This is a genomic window from Enterobacter sp. 4974935, assembly GCF_058661735.1.
In genome coordinates, this window is the sequence record NZ_JBZWGT010000003.1 from 2,977,885 (window position 1) to 2,993,108 (window position 15,224).

Consider the following 15,224-nt stretch of genomic DNA (forward strand, 5'->3'; position numbering starts at 1 on the left):
CTGAGCATTACCCCACACATTTTTAAGGAGAGAAAGATGTTGAGTCTGCGTGCTGTAAATCAGTTTTACGGAAGCCAACATACGCTATGGAACGTGAATATCGATTTCCCGCAAGGCATCTGTACGGGCATTGTTGGCCTGCCTGGCATGGGTAAATCCACGCTCATGAACTGCATTACCGGAAAGGTGCCCGTTGAGAGCGGCACCATCATATGGCATGAGGCTGGCGCGCCGCCGCGTAATTTGCTCAGCCCTGCGTCAGCATTCACGGCGCCGCCAACGATAGGCTACGTCCCGCAGGATCGGCGGATATTTTCCCAGCTGACCGTCGATGAAAATCTGCATATCGCTATGCGGGCGACGGGGAAATCCGACCCGACATCAAAAAATGACGTGTACGCCCTGTTTCCGGAACTCTATCCGCTGCGACAAATGCGTGCCTCTGCGCTGTCCCCCGACGACCAGTATCAGCTGGCCCTCGCCAGTGCGCTGGTTAATCGCCCGCGCGTGTTGATTCTGGATGAGCCCATGTATGGCGCAGGGCAAGGCTTCGCCCGCAGGCTGGGTCAACTGCTGGTACGGTTGAATCGGGAGCTGGGAATGACGGTGCTGTTAGCGGAGCAACAGCTGTCGTTCATCCGCCGGGTCGCGGATCGCTTCTGCATGCTTTATCGCGGGCGTAACGTGGCACAGGGCCACGTTAACGAGCTGGATGACGACCTTATTGCGCACTGGATGGCGCGGGACATAAGGCGCTGAGGTCAAGATAGCGTCCGGTTTCCGCCTGCTCTGCGCCGTCGGCAAGCCACGGGATTTCGCCGAGAAACGGCGCAGGCAGCACCCGCTTCAGCGTCGCCAGATACTCAGCATGACGTTTACCCGGCGCAACCACGTCATTGGCAATCCACCCTGCCAGACGCAACCCGGCCTGCTGCACGGCCTGAGCGGTCAGCATGGCGTGATTGATACAGCCAAGCTTCACGCCCACCACCAGAATGACCGGAAGCTGTTCGGCCTGCACCCAGTCAGCAAATGTCTGCTCGTCGGACAGCGGGGTAAACCAGCCGCCAGCCCCCTCCACCAGCACCCAGTCGGCCTGCGTTTCCAGGTTGCGTAATCCGGAAGAGAGCACCGAAAAATCAATCGGACGATCTTCATCGGCGCTGACGATGTGCGGCGAGGTGGGTTCAGCAAAGGTATAGGGGTTCACCGCAGAATAGGCCAGCGCAAGGCTGCTGTTACGCTGTAGCGCCAGCGCATCAGTATTGCGTAAGCCTTCCGGCGTCATCTCGCTGCCGGAGGCTACGGGCTTATACCCGGCCGTTGTTTTCCCCAGCAGACGCGCCGCCTGCAACAGCGCGGCGCTGGCAACCGTTTTACCGACTTCGGTGTCCGTACCGGTAACAAAATAACGTTCAGTCACGTTCAATAATCCCATGAAAAAGATGATAAGAGAGCGGGAACCGGCCCCGATCCTGCGGCCAGGCCAGCCCGAGACGCTGGAGTTGTCCGCGGGTAAGGGGTTTCTTCTCCCGACCGGCGTGCAGGTGCGTCGCGCCTATGCCCTTAAGAGAGCGCATGGCGCTTAACGCATCGCTAAATTCGAGGGTGACGGTCTGGACCTCACTGCGATAGCGCCAGCCTGCCAGCGCCTGAGTGACCTGTTCGTGCGAGAGAAACCGGTTGGCGTGCGGCTGCGCATCCACCGCCCTCCACGCCTGATTCAGCTCCGGCAACGAACTTTCCAGCAGGGTGGTAAAGGCCACCGCTCCGCCGGGCCGTGCCACGCGGTAAAGCTCGCGTAGCGCCTGCGACAGGCTGGTGCACCACTGCACCGCCAGATGGCTCCAGACGAGGTCAAACAGCGCATCCTCCAGCGGGATGGCCTCGATATCGGCCACCAGATAACGGTCTGCTGACTGCTGCTGGCGGGCTTCATCCAGCATCTGCACGGATAAATCCAGCGCCGTGACGTGGCTGCCCGTTGCGCGCCAGTAGCGGCTATTGCCGCCTGGCCCGCAGCCCGCGTCCAGCACCTGCATAAAATGCCCCTCACCGAGCGCGGCCAGCAGCCCGCGCGCGCTCAGGCGTTGCAGCTCATCGTGCTGTGAATAGCTTTGCGCTGCCCGGCCAAACGCGGCGGCAACGGCCTGTTTATTGACGGGAGACATACAGTGCCTCCAGAAGCGTATCGATATCCTGCGGCTCGTGCGCTGCCGTAAGCGTCAGACGCAAGCGCGCGGTGCCTGGCGGCACGGTGGGTGGGCGGATCGCCGTGACCCACTGCCCGCGTTCTCGTAGAGCCTGTGCCAGCATCAGCGCCCGATGGTTTTCACCCACAATCACGGGCTGAATGGCGCTGCGGGAGTCGGTAAGCCGGTAAGGCAGTTCGCTTACCCCCCGGCGAAAACGCTGAATATGGTCGGCCAGGCGAGCCCGGCGTTCAGCGCCGTCTTCGCCGCGGATCACCGTAAGCGACGCAGAGAGTGCCACGGCCTGCGCCGGGGGCATGCTGGTGCTGTAGATCAGGTGCCGGGCGAACTGCACCAGGTAGTCGGCCACCGGCTCGCTGCACAACACCGCGGCACCGCTGACGCCGAAGCCTTTGCCGAAGGTGACCACCAGCAGTTCCGGCCTGACGCCCTGCTGATAAGCGCTTCCGCGCCCCTCCTCGCCGGTGACGCCAATGCCGTGGGCATCGTCGACCAGCAGCCATGCGTTTTGCTGTTTTGCGGCGTCGTGCAACGCGGCCAGGGGCGCGCTGTCGCCGTCCATGCTGAATACCCCTTCCGTGACCGCCAGCTGAAGCCCTGAACAGGGTTTACCCAGCAGGACGTTCAGCTGAGAGGCATCGTTATGGGCAAAACGCCGCAGCTGTGCCGGGCTGAGACTGGCGGCTTCAAGCAGGGAGGCGTGGCTCAGGCGGTCCGCGATGATGCGGTCGTCTTTGCCCATCAGGGCGGCAATCACCGCCTGATTCGCGGCAAAACCGGAGATAAACAACAGCGCCCGCGGGTAGCCCAGCCAGTCGGCCAACGCTTCCTCCAGCGCCTGATGCGCCGTGGTGTAGCCGCTGACGTGCCCGGAGCCACCGCTGCCCACGCCGTAACGATCCGCGCCCTGCTGCCAGGCACGAACGATCTGCGGGTGCTGGCTCAGGCCCAGATAATCGTTGCTGGAGAAATTACAGAACCGCTCTCCTTCCCGGGTGAGAAAACGGCCTGCACCGTTTTCCACTACCCTGCGTACCCGAAACGCATCCGCCGCCCGCCGCTCGTCGAGCGCGGTCCTGATACGTGCCTGCCAGGTCATACGGCTGCCGCGTTGTAGAACTGGTCAGTGTCGGCGTTGAATATCTGCTGCTCCAACTGCTGTTGTTGCTCGTTATCCCCCGCCTGTACCCCGGTCTGGTGTGGGTTCAGCCCCAGCTTGCGGAACAGCTGAACGTCTTTGTCCTCTTCCGGGTTTGGTGTGGTCAGCAGTTTGCAACCGTAGAAGATGGAGTTGGCCCCGGCCATAAAGCACATTGCCTGGGTCTGCTCGCTCATCTGCTCGCGACCGGCAGAGAGGCGAACGTAAGAGGTTGGCATCATGATGCGCGCCACCGCGATGGTGCGGATGAAATCGAAGGCATCCACGTCCTCATTATCCGCCAGCGGCGTGCCTTTTACCTTCACCAGCATGTTGATGGGCACGCTTTCCGGAGGGGTCGGCAGGTTCGCCAGCTGTAACAGCAGGCCGGCACGATCTTTTACCGTTTCGCCCAGTCCCACGATCCCGCCGGAACAGACCTTGATCCCCGCATCACGCACTTTATCCAGCGTGTCCAGACGCTCCTGATAGGTGCGCGTGGTGATGATGTTGCCGTAGAATTCCGGCGAGGTATCGAGGTTGTGATTGTAGTAATCCAGCCCTGCCGCCGAGAGGCGCTGCGCCTGCTCCTCGTTCAGCGTACCCAGTGTCATGCAGGCTTCAAGCCCCATCTCCTTCACCCCCTTCACCATCTGCTCCAGATAGGGCATGTCGCGGTCATGCGGGTTTTTCCACGCCGCGCCCATGCAGAAGCGGGTTGAGCCAGCGTTTTTGGCCTTGCGCGCGGAGTCGAGCACCTGCTCGACTTCCATCAGGCGCTCGGATTCGAGACCGGTTTTATAGCGCGCGCTTTGCGGGCAATATTTGCAGTCTTCCGGGCAAGCCCCGGTTTTAATCGACAGCAGCGTGCTGACCTGAACATGACGCGGATCGAAGTGCTGGCGGTGCACCTGTTGCGCTTCAAACATCAGCTCCAGGAAAGGTTTGTTGAATAATTCAGTGACTTGCGACATCGTCCAGCGTGCGTGGTGAGCCATCGGGCTTCTCCAAAGGGTTTTGTTAATTGTCGGTTCGGTTTATACTTGTAAACCTAAAACTTTTCAAAATGGTTTACAAGTCGATTATGACCCAGGACGATCTCGCCTTCGACAAGCAGCATATCTGGCACCCTTACACCTCCACGACCCGCCCCCTTCCCGTCTATCCGGTAGCCTCGGCCCACGGCTGCGAGCTGCATCTCGCCAGCGGCGAGCGGCTTGTTGACGGGATGTCCTCCTGGTGGGCGGCGATCCATGGCTACAACCACCCGCGTCTGAACGCGGCGATGAAAGCGCAGATTGACCAGATGTCACACGTGATGTTTGGCGGGATCACGCATCAGCCCGCGGTGGATTTATGCCGTCGCCTGGTAGCGATGACGCCTGAATCGCTGGAGTGTGTTTTCCTTGCTGATTCCGGCTCGGTGGCCGTGGAAGTGGCGATGAAAATGGCGTTGCAGTACTGGCATGCGAAGGGCGAAACGCGCCAGCGGTTCCTCACCTTCCGCAACGGCTATCACGGCGACACCTTCGGGGCGATGTCGGTGTGCGATCCGGACAACTCCATGCACAGCCTGTGGAAAGGCTACCTGCCGGAAAACCTGTTTGCGCCAGCCCCGCAGAGCCGCTTCGACGGCGAATGGGACGAGATGGACATGGTGGGCTTCGCGCGGTTGATGGCGGCCCATCGCCACGAGATTGCCGCCGTTATTCTCGAACCGATTGTGCAGGGCGCGGGCGGAATGCGGATGTATCACCCCGAGTGGCTGAAGCGCATTCGGAAGATGTGCGACCGCGAAGGAATTTTGCTGATTGCCGATGAGATCGCCACCGGCTTTGGCCGTACCGGGAAGCTGTTTGCCTGCGAGCATGCGGGGATCGCGCCGGATATTCTGTGCCTGGGGAAAGCGCTCACCGGCGGCACCATGACGCTCTCCGCCACGCTCACCACCCGCCAGGTTGCCGACACCATCAGCGACGGCGACGCGGGCTGCTTTATGCACGGCCCGACGTTTATGGGCAACCCGCTGGCCTGCGCAGTGGCAAGCGAAAGCCTCGCCATTCTGGAGAGCGGCGAGTGGCAGACGCAGGTGGCGGCGATTGAGGCGCAGCTGAAGCAGCAGCTAAGCGTGGCGGCGGATGCGGAATACGTCGCGGACGTCCGCGTGCTGGGCGCCATCGGGGTGATCGAGACAACGCATCCGGTGAACATGGCCGCGTTGCAGCGCTTCTTCGTTGACCAGGGCGTTTGGGTGCGACCTTTCGGTAAGCTGATTTACCTCATGCCGCCGTACAGCATTTCTCCGGATCAGCTCCACAAGCTGACCGGGGCAGTGGTTAAAGCCGTTAACATATCAGCGCATTTCACGATTTAACCCCATGCGTTACACTTTCTGAATGAGTGAGTAACGAGGGAAATAGGATGAAAATCATCAGTAAAGATTTGCGCGACGGCGAAAAGCTGCCGGAACGTCACGTGTTTAACGGAATGGGTTATCAGGGAGATAATATCTCTCCCCATCTGGCGTGGGACGATGTACCAGCGGGAACTAAAAGTTTTGTCGTGACCTGCTACGATCCGGATGCGCCAACCGGCTCGGGCTGGTGGCACTGGATCGTGGCAAACCTGCCCGCCGACACCCGCGTGCTGCCGCAGGGTTCCGGTTCCGATCTGGTTGCCCTGCCCGACGGTGCGATTCAGACCCGCACGGACTTTGGCAAAGCGGGCTACGGCGGCGCGGCGCCGCCAAAAGGGGAAACGCACCGCTATATCTTCACGGTGCACGCGCTGGATGTGGACAAGATTGAGGTCGACGAAGGGGCGAGCGGCGCGATGGTAGGCTTTAACGTGCATTTCCATTCGCTGGGCAGCGCGTCGATTACGGCGATGTATTCGTAATCGTGCGGGCTGATGCCCTCACCCCGGCCCTCTCCCACAGGGAGAGGGAGAAAACCTAACAATCCCCTCTCCCACAGGGAGAGGGTTAGGGTGAGGGTAAAAATCACAGCACGGAAGGTAGCAGTCCTGCAAGGGTTTCTTCTTCCAGAAGCTGTATCGCCTTATCAATATCCGGCGCAAAGAAGCGGTCCTCATCGTAGTGCGTAACGTGCTCGCGCAGCGTATGACGCGCCTGCTCCAGCAGCGGGCTGGATTTTAGCCCTTCGCGTAAATCAATACCCTGACACGCCGCCAGCCATTCCACCGCCAGCACGCCGCGGGTGTTGGAGGCCATCTCCCACAGTCGACGCCCGGCAGCCGGGGCCATCGAAACGTGATCTTCCTGATTTGCTGACGTTGGCAGGCTGTCCACGCTGTGCGGATGCGACAGGGCTTTGTTTTCGCTTGCCAGTGCTGCGGCGGTGACCTGGGCGATCATAAAGCCCGAGTTCACGCCGCCGTTGCGCACCAGGAACGGCGGCAGCTGGGACATGTGTTTATCCATCATTAGTGCGATTCGACGCTCGGACAACGCTCCGATTTCGGCAATCGCCAGCGCGATATTATCTGCGGCCATCGCCACCGGCTCGGCGTGGAAGTTGCCGCCGGAGACCACCTCGTTTTCCTGAGCAAACACCAATGGGTTGTCGGACACCGCATTGGCCTCCACCAGCAGCACTTCTGCCGCCTGGCGAAGCTGCGTCAGGCATGCGCCCATCACCTGCGGCTGGCAGCGCAGAGAATACGGATCCTGCACCTTCTCGCAGTTGTGATGCGAATCGGCAATGTCGCTGGTATCGGTAAGTACGTGGCGGTACATGGCTGCGGCATCAATCTGACCACGCTGGCCGCGCACCTCGTGGATGCGGGCATCGAACGGACGACGCGAGCCGAGCACCGCTTCAGTGGTCAGCGCACCACACACCACCGCGGAGGCGAACAGATCTTCCGCTTCAAACAGGCCGCGCAGCGCAAAGGCCGTCGACGCCTGCGTGCCGTTGAGCAGCGCCAGCCCTTCTTTTGCCGCGAGGGTGATCGGCGCTAAGCCGGCTTTTTTCAGCGCCTCTTTCGCAGGCAGCCACTCCCCTTGCCAGCGCGCCTTGCCTTCACCCAGCAGGAGCAGCGACATATGCGCCAGCGGTGCCAGATCGCCGGAAGCTCCAACGGAGCCTTTTGCCGGTATCCACGGATAAACTTCCGCATTCACCAGCGCCTTCAGCGCCTGGATCACGCTCAGACGAATGCCGGAAAACCCACGCGCCAGGCTGTTGATTTTCAACACCATCATAAGGCGGACAATCTCATCGTCCAGCGGCTGGCCAACGCCCGCCGCGTGCGAGAGCACCAGCGAACGCTGTAAATTCTCCAGATCGTGCGTGGCAATGCGGGTCTGCGCCAGCAGGCCAAACCCGGTATTGATGCCGTAGGCGGTGCGCCCCTCCGCTACAATCGCCTCCACGCAGGCCACGCTGTCGTTAATGGCACGGTGGGCGCTTTCATCAAGGGCGAGTGTCACCGGCTGACGCCAGACGTGACGCAGCTGTTTGAGCGACAAAGAGCCGGGAGTAAGTGTTAACGCGTTCATGCAGGCTTTCCTTGTGTGGCGGGGATCATCGGCAGGTTCAGGCCCTGCTCTTTGGCACAATCAATGGCAATCTCGTAACCCGCATCCGCGTGGCGCATCACGCCGGTTGCCGGGTCGTTATGCAGCACGCGAGCAATACGTGCCGCCGCTTCGTCGGTACCGTCACAGACGATGACCATCCCGGAGTGCTGGGAGAAGCCCATCCCGACGCCGCCGCCGTGGTGCAGCGACACCCAGGTTGCGCCGCTGGCGGTGTTCAGCAGGGCATTCAGCAGCGGCCAGTCGGAGACCGCATCCGAGCCGTCGCGCATGGCTTCGGTTTCACGGTTCGGACTGGCGACAGAGCCGGAGTCCAGGTGGTCGCGGCCAATGACGATCGGCGCGGAGACTTCGCCGCTGCGCACCATTTCGTTAAAGGCGAGGCCGAGTTTTTGCCGCCACTCCAGCCCGACCCAGCAGATACGCGCTGGCAGGCCCTGGAAATTAATGCGCTCGCGCGCCATGTCCAGCCAGCGGTGCAGGTGCTCGTCGTCGGCGACAATTTCCTTCACTCTGGCGTCGGTTTTGTAGATATCCTCCGGGTCGCCGGACAGGGCAACCCAACGGAACGGCCCGATGCCGCGGCAGAACAGTGGACGAATATAGGCAGGCACGAAGCCGGGGAAATCAAAGGCGTTATTCACCCCCATCTCTTTCGCCATCTGGCGGATGTTATTCCCGTAATCAAAGGTCGGAATCCCCATCTTACTGAAGGCGAGCATCGCGGAGACGTGTTCCGCCATGGCGCGTTTAGCCGCCAGTACCGTGCCCTCAGGATCGGTTTCCGCTTTTTGCTGGTAATCTTCCCACGTCCAGCCTTTTGGCAGGTAACCATGAAGCGGATCGTGAGCGCTGGTCTGGTCGGTGACCAGATCCGGACGCACGCCGCGCGCCACCAGTTCCGGCAGAATATCCGCCGCGTTGCCGCACAGGGCAACCGACACGGCTTTGCCTTCAGCGGTGTACTTTTTGATGCGCGCCAGCGCGTCATCGAGGTTGTCGGCCTGTTCATCAACATAGCGGGTACGCAGACGGAAATCGATGCGGCTCTGCTGGCACTCAATGTTCAGGGAGCACGCGCCGGCCAGCGTCGCGGCCAGCGGCTGCGCGCCGCCCATGCCGCCCAGTCCGGCGGTGAGCACCCAGCGGCCTTTCAGTGAGCCGTTATAGTGCTGTCGGCCCGCTTCCACGAAGGTTTCATAGGTGCCCTGCACAATCCCCTGGCTGCCGATGTAGATCCAGCTACCCGCGGTCATCTGGCCGTACATGGCCAGCCCTTTTGCGTCCAGCTCGTTGAAGTGTTCCCACGTCGCCCAGTGCGGCACCAGGTTGGAGTTGGCAATCAGCACACGGGGCGCATTTTTATGGGTTTTGAATACGCCAACCGGCTTGCCGGATTGCACCAGCAGCGTTTCGTCGTTTTCGAGATTCGTCAAAGACTCAACAATCGCGTCATAGCACGCCCAGTTGCGCGCGGCGCGGCCAATGCCGCCGTAGACCACCAGCTCATGGGGATTTTCTGCTACCTCAGGATCAAGGTTGTTCATCAACATGCGCAGCGGTGCTTCGGTGAGCCAGCTTTTTGCGGTGAGCGTGGTGCCACGCGCGGCGCGGACATCCTGCTTGCGGTATTTATCTGACGACATTATGTGTTCCTCATAAGGGACAGGTGATGCATTTAGATATACTTGTATAGACAAGCACACACAAGGTTGGATTTAACAAAAAAGATACAATTTTGCTATATTGCGTTAGCGATCACGCTTATAAAACTTATGACATAAAGTGGCCCTGCAACCGGTAGCGATTCCCCGGGAACAGCAGCTTCGCATGCGACACGATCTGCGAGGATGACCAGGTACGACGGCGGATCAGCAGGCAGGGATCGTGCTCTTTAATACGCAACAACTCGCACTCCTGAGGCGTGGCGCGCACGGCCTCCACGATATGCTCCCCTTCCGTCAGCGGGGCGACGAGCGAGAGATACGCATGCGGTGTGGTTTGGGTGTAATCCTGGTTCAGGTAGTCCGGGATCCGCTCCGCGTTGACGCAGCGATCTTCAATCTGGACCGGAATATCGTTCTCATAATGCACCATCACCGAATGGAAGATCCGGGTGCCCTCTTTAACGTTCAGCTCGATGGCCTGTTCGGCGCTGGCCTGCGTCTCTTCAAGCACCAGCACTTCGCAGTGGTGCTGATGGTTGCGGGCGGCAATTTCATCGGCAATGCTGCGGATTTCAAACAGCGCCGACTGTCCTTTTGGCTCGGCGACAAAGGTTCCGACACCCTGCAAACGCACCAGCAACCCTTCATCGGTCAGTTCCCGCAGCGCCCGGTTAATGGTCATTCGACTAAAGCCAAACTGCGCGACCAGTTCAGCTTCGGAGGGAATACGGTCGTGCGGACGCCAGACGCCGGCAGCAATTTTTTCGCTGATCGCCTGCTTCACCTTTTCGTAAAAAGGCGCGGGAGGGCTCGGCTGCGGCAGGGGCGAGCGTGAAAACATCATGACTCCTTGAATGTTGTTATGCCCACCAGTGAGCAATTTGCCAGGCCAGTCGGGCGGCAAGCTTCGCCCCCTGACCGTCCCGGTCGTAGTGCGGATTATATTCCACCAGATCCGCCGCCTGTAGTTTACCGCTTCGGCAGATACGCTCAATCACCGGGAACAGATCCAGCGCCGGGATCCCCAACGCCGCAGGGGCGGATACGGCGGACATTTCTGCGGCGGGCAGCACATCAAGGTCAATGGTGAGATAAACCCGGTCTGCCTGCGCAAGCACGCTATCCAGCGCGGATAGCGCATCCCGGCGAAAATCGAGATCTTCAACCAGCATCACGTTCAACCGTTCAGCTTCCTCCCACAGCGCCTGGGTATTCGCCGCACGGCTTACCCCCAGGCAGGCATAGTGAAACGCCCGCGACTGAGACGCGCAGTAGTGCGCCAGCTGGCGGAACGGCGTGCCGGACGTAGCCCGTTCAGCCTTACGTAAATCGAGGTGCGCATCCAGGTTGATCACCGCAATGCGATCGTTCGGAAAGGCATCCAGCACGCCGCGCCCGTGCGCCCAGGCGGTTTCATGTCCACCGCCGAAAACCAGAGTACGCATCCCGGATTGCTGGCACGCGGTAATGGCCTCGCTCAGCCCCTGCTGTGCCGCCTCCAGCGCATTGCCTTCAACATAAATGGAGCCCATATCCACGAGGCGCGCATGCCCCTGATGGCTCGCCATATTCGCCAGCGCGCCGCGCAGAACATCGGGAGCCTGTGCAGCACCGGGCCTGCCCTGGTTACGCTTAACCCCTTCATCACATTCAAAGCCCAGCAGGGCGATGCCTGACGGCACGGGTGCAAAGTGTACGCGCTGCTGTATGGTCTGGAAGAGACGTTTCGCGGTGCTGGATTCGGCGCTGTCGTCACGACCCTGCCAGACCTGCGGGGAAACGGGATGCCACAATTTCATGCTACCTGCCCCCGAAACACGCGTTGATATAAAGGATTCCGCCCCGGCTCGTAAACCATCTCAACCGGATGATTCGCCTCCCAGACGACGAAATCAGCCACATAACCGGGCTTTAACTGCCCGTGTGTCGCACCACGACCTAGCGCCTGCGCCGCATGCCGCGTCACGCCAGCCCAGGCCTCTTCCGGCGTGAGGCCAAACTGGACGCAGGCCATGTTCATTGCCAGATGCAGGCTGGCAAACGGGCTGGTGCCCGGGTTGTAGTCGGTAGCCACCGCCATCGGCACGCCCTGCTCTCTGAGCTGCGCCACCGGTGGACGCTGGCGCTCCTGAAGAAAATAGAACGCGCCGGGGAGCAATACCGCCACCGTGCCGCTTTGCGCCATCGCCTGAATACCTGCATCATCGAGATACTCAATATGATCGGCCGACAGCCCCTTATACTGGCTGACCAGCGCCGCGCCGCCCAGATTCGACAGCTGCTCTACATGCCCTTTAACCGGTATCCCGAGCGCGGCGGCGGCTTGGAACAGGCGCTCGGTTTGCGCCGGGGTAAAGCCGACGTTTTCACAAAACACGTCCACCGCTTCAAATAACTCTTTTTGCCACAGCGTGGGCATGATCTGCTCACAGACCAGCGTGAGATAGGCATCCGGATCCTGTCGGTACTCGGCAGGAACGGCGTGCGCGGCCAGCAGCGTCGGGCTGATATCGACCAGATTGTTCAGGCTGAGCTGGCGGGCAACCAGCAGCATTTTCTCTTCGGCCTGGGCATTCAGCCCGTATCCCGATTTGATTTCAATGGTCGTTACGCCTTCATTCATCAGCCGCTGGAGCCGCTGCTGTGCCACCGTCAGGAGCATTTCCGGCGAACTGTTGCGGGTCGCCGTGACCGTGGCGTTAATACCGCCGCCCTGCGCGCTGATGGTCTGATACGACACGCCGTTAAGCCGTTGTTCCCATTCCGCTGCGCGATCGCCGCCGAACACCAGATGGGTGTGGCAATCGATCAGGCCGGGAGTAACCAGACGCCCGTCGAGATCGACACACTGACGATGCCCGGAGGGGATCTCGGCTTCAGGAATAACGGCCGCAATCGTCTGGCCGCGCACGACGAGGGCATGTTGTTCTTTCAGGCCGTAGGGTTCCGGCTCACCTGTTGCCAGGGTCGCCAGTCGCGCATTTCGCCATATCACATCATCGGGATGAAGCTGCTGCATGTGCCTTCCGCTTGTCATGGGTTGTATAGACATTTATTTTCATCTGTCACCTGCTGTCAACCGCCTTGCAGAAAAATGTTATTTATTTGTGATGACTTTCCCGTCGCCTGCGGGCAAAAATGCAACTTTTCCCGTTTTTATCTTCCCGTTTCGCTCAACTTAGTATAAAAAAGCAGGCTATTTCGTCTATTCAGATAAGACTTGCATACCCAGGAGCATTACCTTGAATATTTCCAGGATTTCCCGTCTGGCGTTGGCACTCGCCTTTGGCGTGACTTTATCCGCTTGCAGTTCAACACCACCGGATCAGCAACCTTCTGAGCAGGTTGCTCCGGGCACCGCTTCCCGTCCGATCCTGTCAGCGGCTGAAGCGAAGAACTTCACCCGTGCGCACTATTTCTCGGCGATGGATCCCAATGCAGCCCCATGGACGCCTTCTTCTATTAACCTGCCGAAACAGCCAGACTTCGTTGTCGGCCCGGCCGGAGCAGAGGGCGTTACGCACACCTCAATTCAGGCAGCTGTTGATGCCGCAATCACCAAACACAGCGCATCTCGTCAGTACATTGCCATCCTGCCGGGTGAATACGAAGGAACCGTTTATGTTCCGGCTGCACCGGGAAGCATTACGCTTTACGGACTTGGCGAAAAAGCGGTCGACGTGAAAATTGGCCTGGCGATTGATTCAGAGATCGACAGCACCACCTGGCGCCATCTGGTGAACCCGGCCGGTAAATACATGCCAGGTAAACCGGCGTGGTATATGTTTGATAACTGCCAGCGCAAACGTGCCGCCACCATTGGCGTGATGTGCTCGGCAGTATTCTGGTCACAGAACAACGGCCTGCAATTGCAGAACCTGACCATTCAGAACACCCTGGGCGACAGCGTTGACGCCGGTAATCACCAGGCCGTGGCGCTGCGTAGCGATGGCGACAAGGTACAGATTAACAACGTCAATATCCTGGGCCGCCAGAATACCTTCTTCGTGACCAACAGCGGCGTGCAGAATACCCTTCAGAACAATCGTCTGACGCGTACTCTGGTCACCAACAGCTACATTGAAGGCGACGTGGATATGGTCTCCGGTCGCGGCGCGGTGGTATTTGATAACACCGACTTCCGCGTGGTGAATTCACGTACGCAGCAGGAAGGTTACGTCTTTGCCCCGGCCACGCAGTCCAATCTGTTCTATGGCTTCCTGGCCGTGAATAGCCGCTTTACTGCTGCTGGCGATGGCGTGGCGCAGCTTGGCCGCTCTCTGGACGTGGACTCCGCCACTAACGGCCAGGTCGTGATCCGCGACAGCGTGATTAACGAAGGCTTTAACATGGCGAAACCGTGGGCGGATGCGGCGATCTCGAAACGTCCTTTCTCCGGCAACACCGGCACGGTGGATGATAAAGACAACGTGCAGCGTAACCTGAACGACGCTAACTTCAACCGCATGTGGGAATACAACAACCGCGGTCTGGGTAGCAAAGTGGTTGCTGAACCGAAGCAGTAAAATGCCTGCTGCCGGGTGGCGGCTACGCCTTACCCGGCCTACCTCATGCATTAACCACGCATAAAAAAACCTCGCATGTGCGAGGTTTTTTTTCGTCTACGGATCAGTGAGCGTTAATTACAACCCACATCGGCCCTTGTCCGACCGCATAGCGTCCTTTCTCTTCCAGTAGACCCTGCACGCCTTTGATTTCATAGAGCGCGATGTGGTGGGATTTCTGCCCCGCCGCAATCAGGTATTTGCCGCTGTGGTCGACATTAAAGCCGCGCGGCTGGGTTTCTGTCGGCTGGAAGCCCTCAACTGCCAGAACGCTGCCGTCTTCAGAGACGCTGAAGATGGTGATCAGACTGGAGGTACGGTCACAGGCATACAGGTGGCGGCCATCCGGCGTGATGTGAATGTCTGCCGCCCAGCGTGTGTCGGAGAAATCAGCTGGCATCATGTCCAGCGTCTGTACGCACTCGATCTGCCCGTTAGGATCGTTCAGCTCCCAGACATCTACCGAGCTGTTCAGCTCGTTAACGACATAGGCATACTGCTGATTCGGGTGGAAGACCATATGGCGCGGGCCTGCGCCTTCCACGGTGGTGACTTCCGCCGGGCTCTGCGCGGCCAGATGACCGTCATCGCTCAGGGTAAACAGGCAGATGCGATCCTGCTTCAGCGCTGGCACCCACAGCGTGCGGTTATCCGGCGAAATGTTGGCGGAGTGGCAACCCTCAAGCCCTTCTACCACGTCGACGGTTTCAACGGGAATACCGTCTTCCAGGCGGGTGACGCTCACGCAGCCTGCATTGTAGGAGCCGCTGAAGATAAAGTTGCCTTTATGGTCGGTAGAAATATGGGTCGGGCTGCCCGGCAGCGGCGCTTCTGCGGTATAGGTCAGCGCGCCGTCATCCGGGGAGATGCGGTATGCGAGTACGCGGAATTCCGGGCGTACCCCGACATAAAGAAAACGTTTATCCGGGCTGACGACCATCGGCTGCACCTGGCCTGGCACATCAACAACCTGAACCAGCGTAAGCGAACCTTCTGTATTCAAACGCCAGACATGGATCTGCTGACTTTCAGGACTGGCGGTACAAACGGTTTGTTTCATGAATACTCCTGATTATTTTT

The 15,224-nt window shown here is 59.7% G+C and carries 14 protein-coding genes; 4 read left to right on the plus strand and 10 right to left on the minus strand.

All coding sequences use genetic code 11. The features are described 5' to 3' along the window. Positions 1–36 precede the first annotated feature (36 nt). Complete coding sequence (locus AC4OVS_RS15555; RefSeq protein ID WP_023299635.1) at positions 37–759, plus strand: ABC transporter ATP-binding protein; 723 nt, start codon at positions 37–39, stop codon at positions 757–759. Here the strand turns inward: AC4OVS_RS15555 and bioD are convergent. The 4 genes from bioD to bioB are packed head-to-tail and all read right to left on the minus strand — an operon-like array spanning position 722 to position 4,349. Continuing rightward, a complete protein-coding gene (gene bioD / locus AC4OVS_RS15560; RefSeq protein ID WP_074148407.1) occupies positions 722–1,423 on the minus strand; it encodes a dethiobiotin synthase in 702 nt (233 codons plus the stop codon). The two genes, AC4OVS_RS15555 and bioD, sit on opposite strands and share 38 nt — an antisense overlap. Beyond that, positions 1,416–2,171, minus strand: coding sequence for a malonyl-ACP O-methyltransferase BioC (gene bioC, locus AC4OVS_RS15565; RefSeq protein WP_353416908.1), 756 nt, complete (start codon positions 2,169–2,171; stop codon positions 1,416–1,418). Before bioC ends, bioD begins: the two co-directional genes overlap by 8 nt. Further along, positions 2,155–3,312 carry an 8-amino-7-oxononanoate synthase gene (bioF, locus tag AC4OVS_RS15570; RefSeq protein ID WP_491922547.1) on the minus strand — a complete coding sequence of 386 codons (1,158 nt, stop codon included), beginning with the start codon at positions 3,310–3,312 and terminating at the stop codon, positions 2,155–2,157. Before bioF ends, bioC begins: the two co-directional genes overlap by 17 nt. Then, complete coding sequence (bioB, locus tag AC4OVS_RS15575; RefSeq protein ID WP_017384942.1) at positions 3,309–4,349, minus strand: biotin synthase BioB; 1,041 nt, start codon at positions 4,347–4,349, stop codon at positions 3,309–3,311. Before bioB ends, bioF begins: the two co-directional genes overlap by 4 nt. Positions 4,350–4,435: 86 nt before the next feature. On the opposite strand from bioB, the gene bioA reads away from it, so the two are divergent. After that, positions 4,436–5,725, plus strand: coding sequence for an adenosylmethionine--8-amino-7-oxononanoate transaminase (gene bioA, locus AC4OVS_RS15580; protein WP_058677404.1), 1,290 nt, complete (start codon positions 4,436–4,438; stop codon positions 5,723–5,725). Between the two features lie 47 nt (positions 5,726–5,772). Further along, positions 5,773–6,249, plus strand: a complete 477-nt coding sequence (locus tag AC4OVS_RS15585) for a kinase inhibitor (RefSeq protein ID WP_003858531.1) — start codon at positions 5,773–5,775, stop codon at positions 6,247–6,249. Between the two features lie 103 nt (positions 6,250–6,352). Here the strand turns inward: AC4OVS_RS15585 and hutH are convergent, their stop codons facing one another. From hutH to hutI, 5 genes are all read right to left on the minus strand, one after another. Further along, positions 6,353–7,873, minus strand: a complete 1,521-nt coding sequence (gene hutH / locus AC4OVS_RS15590; protein WP_491922548.1) for a histidine ammonia-lyase — start codon at positions 7,871–7,873, stop codon at positions 6,353–6,355. Further along, positions 7,870–9,558: a urocanate hydratase gene (hutU, locus tag AC4OVS_RS15595; protein WP_003858533.1), complete on the minus strand. Its 1,689-nt coding sequence runs from the start codon at positions 9,556–9,558 to the stop codon at positions 7,870–7,872. Before hutU ends, hutH begins: the two co-directional genes overlap by 4 nt. A gap of 127 nt (positions 9,559–9,685) precedes the next feature. Then, a complete protein-coding gene (locus AC4OVS_RS15600; protein WP_046618841.1) occupies positions 9,686–10,420 on the minus strand; it encodes a histidine utilization repressor in 735 nt (244 codons plus the stop codon). A 19-nt stretch (positions 10,421–10,439) separates the two neighbouring features. Further along, the gene (hutG, locus tag AC4OVS_RS15605; RefSeq protein WP_491922549.1) at positions 10,440–11,378 is read right to left on the minus strand and encodes a formimidoylglutamase; all 939 of its coding nucleotides are present in this window, start codon (positions 11,376–11,378) and stop codon (positions 10,440–10,442) included. Beyond that, positions 11,375–12,598 carry an imidazolonepropionase gene (gene hutI / locus AC4OVS_RS15610; protein ID WP_023299627.1) on the minus strand — a complete coding sequence of 408 codons (1,224 nt, stop codon included), beginning with the start codon at positions 12,596–12,598 and terminating at the stop codon, positions 11,375–11,377. The genes hutG and hutI overlap by 4 nt, the downstream gene beginning before the upstream one ends. A 223-nt stretch (positions 12,599–12,821) precedes the next feature. Between hutI and AC4OVS_RS15615 the strand changes: the two genes are divergently transcribed. After that, positions 12,822–14,105, plus strand: a complete 1,284-nt coding sequence (locus AC4OVS_RS15615; RefSeq protein ID WP_017384948.1) for a putative acyl-CoA thioester hydrolase — start codon at positions 12,822–12,824, stop codon at positions 14,103–14,105. Between the two features lie 103 nt (positions 14,106–14,208). Here the strand turns inward: AC4OVS_RS15615 and pgl are convergent, their stop codons facing one another. Beyond that, positions 14,209–15,204, minus strand: a complete 996-nt coding sequence (gene pgl, locus AC4OVS_RS15620; RefSeq protein ID WP_491922550.1) for a 6-phosphogluconolactonase — start codon at positions 15,202–15,204, stop codon at positions 14,209–14,211. Positions 15,205–15,224: the final 20 nt, after the last annotated feature.

Bases quoted from the DNA above. Each gene is read 5' to 3' on its own strand.
- AC4OVS_RS15555 (WP_023299635.1), top strand. From the start codon at position 37: ATGTTGAGTCTGCGTGCTGTAAATCAGTTTTACGGAAGCCAACATACG.
- bioC (WP_353416908.1), bottom strand. From the start codon at position 2,171: ATGTCTCCCGTCAATAAACAGGCCGTTGCCGCCGCGTTTGGCCGGGCA.
- bioF (WP_491922547.1), bottom strand. From the start codon at position 3,312: ATGACCTGGCAGGCACGTATCAGGACCGCGCTCGACGAGCGGCGGGCG.
- bioB (WP_017384942.1), bottom strand. From the start codon at position 4,349: ATGGCTCACCACGCACGCTGGACGATGTCGCAAGTCACTGAATTATTC.
- bioA (WP_058677404.1), top strand. From the start codon at position 4,436: ATGACCCAGGACGATCTCGCCTTCGACAAGCAGCATATCTGGCACCCT.
- AC4OVS_RS15585 (WP_003858531.1), top strand. From the start codon at position 5,773: ATGAAAATCATCAGTAAAGATTTGCGCGACGGCGAAAAGCTGCCGGAA.
- hutH (WP_491922548.1), bottom strand. From the start codon at position 7,873: ATGAACGCGTTAACACTTACTCCCGGCTCTTTGTCGCTCAAACAGCTG.
- hutU (WP_003858533.1), bottom strand. From the start codon at position 9,558: ATGTCGTCAGATAAATACCGCAAGCAGGATGTCCGCGCCGCGCGTGGC.
- AC4OVS_RS15600 (WP_046618841.1), bottom strand. From the start codon at position 10,420: ATGTTTTCACGCTCGCCCCTGCCGCAGCCGAGCCCTCCCGCGCCTTTT.
- hutG (WP_491922549.1), bottom strand. From the start codon at position 11,378: ATGAAATTGTGGCATCCCGTTTCCCCGCAGGTCTGGCAGGGTCGTGAC.
- hutI (WP_023299627.1), bottom strand. From the start codon at position 12,598: ATGCAGCAGCTTCATCCCGATGATGTGATATGGCGAAATGCGCGACTG.
- pgl (WP_491922550.1), bottom strand. From the start codon at position 15,204: ATGAAACAAACCGTTTGTACCGCCAGTCCTGAAAGTCAGCAGATCCAT.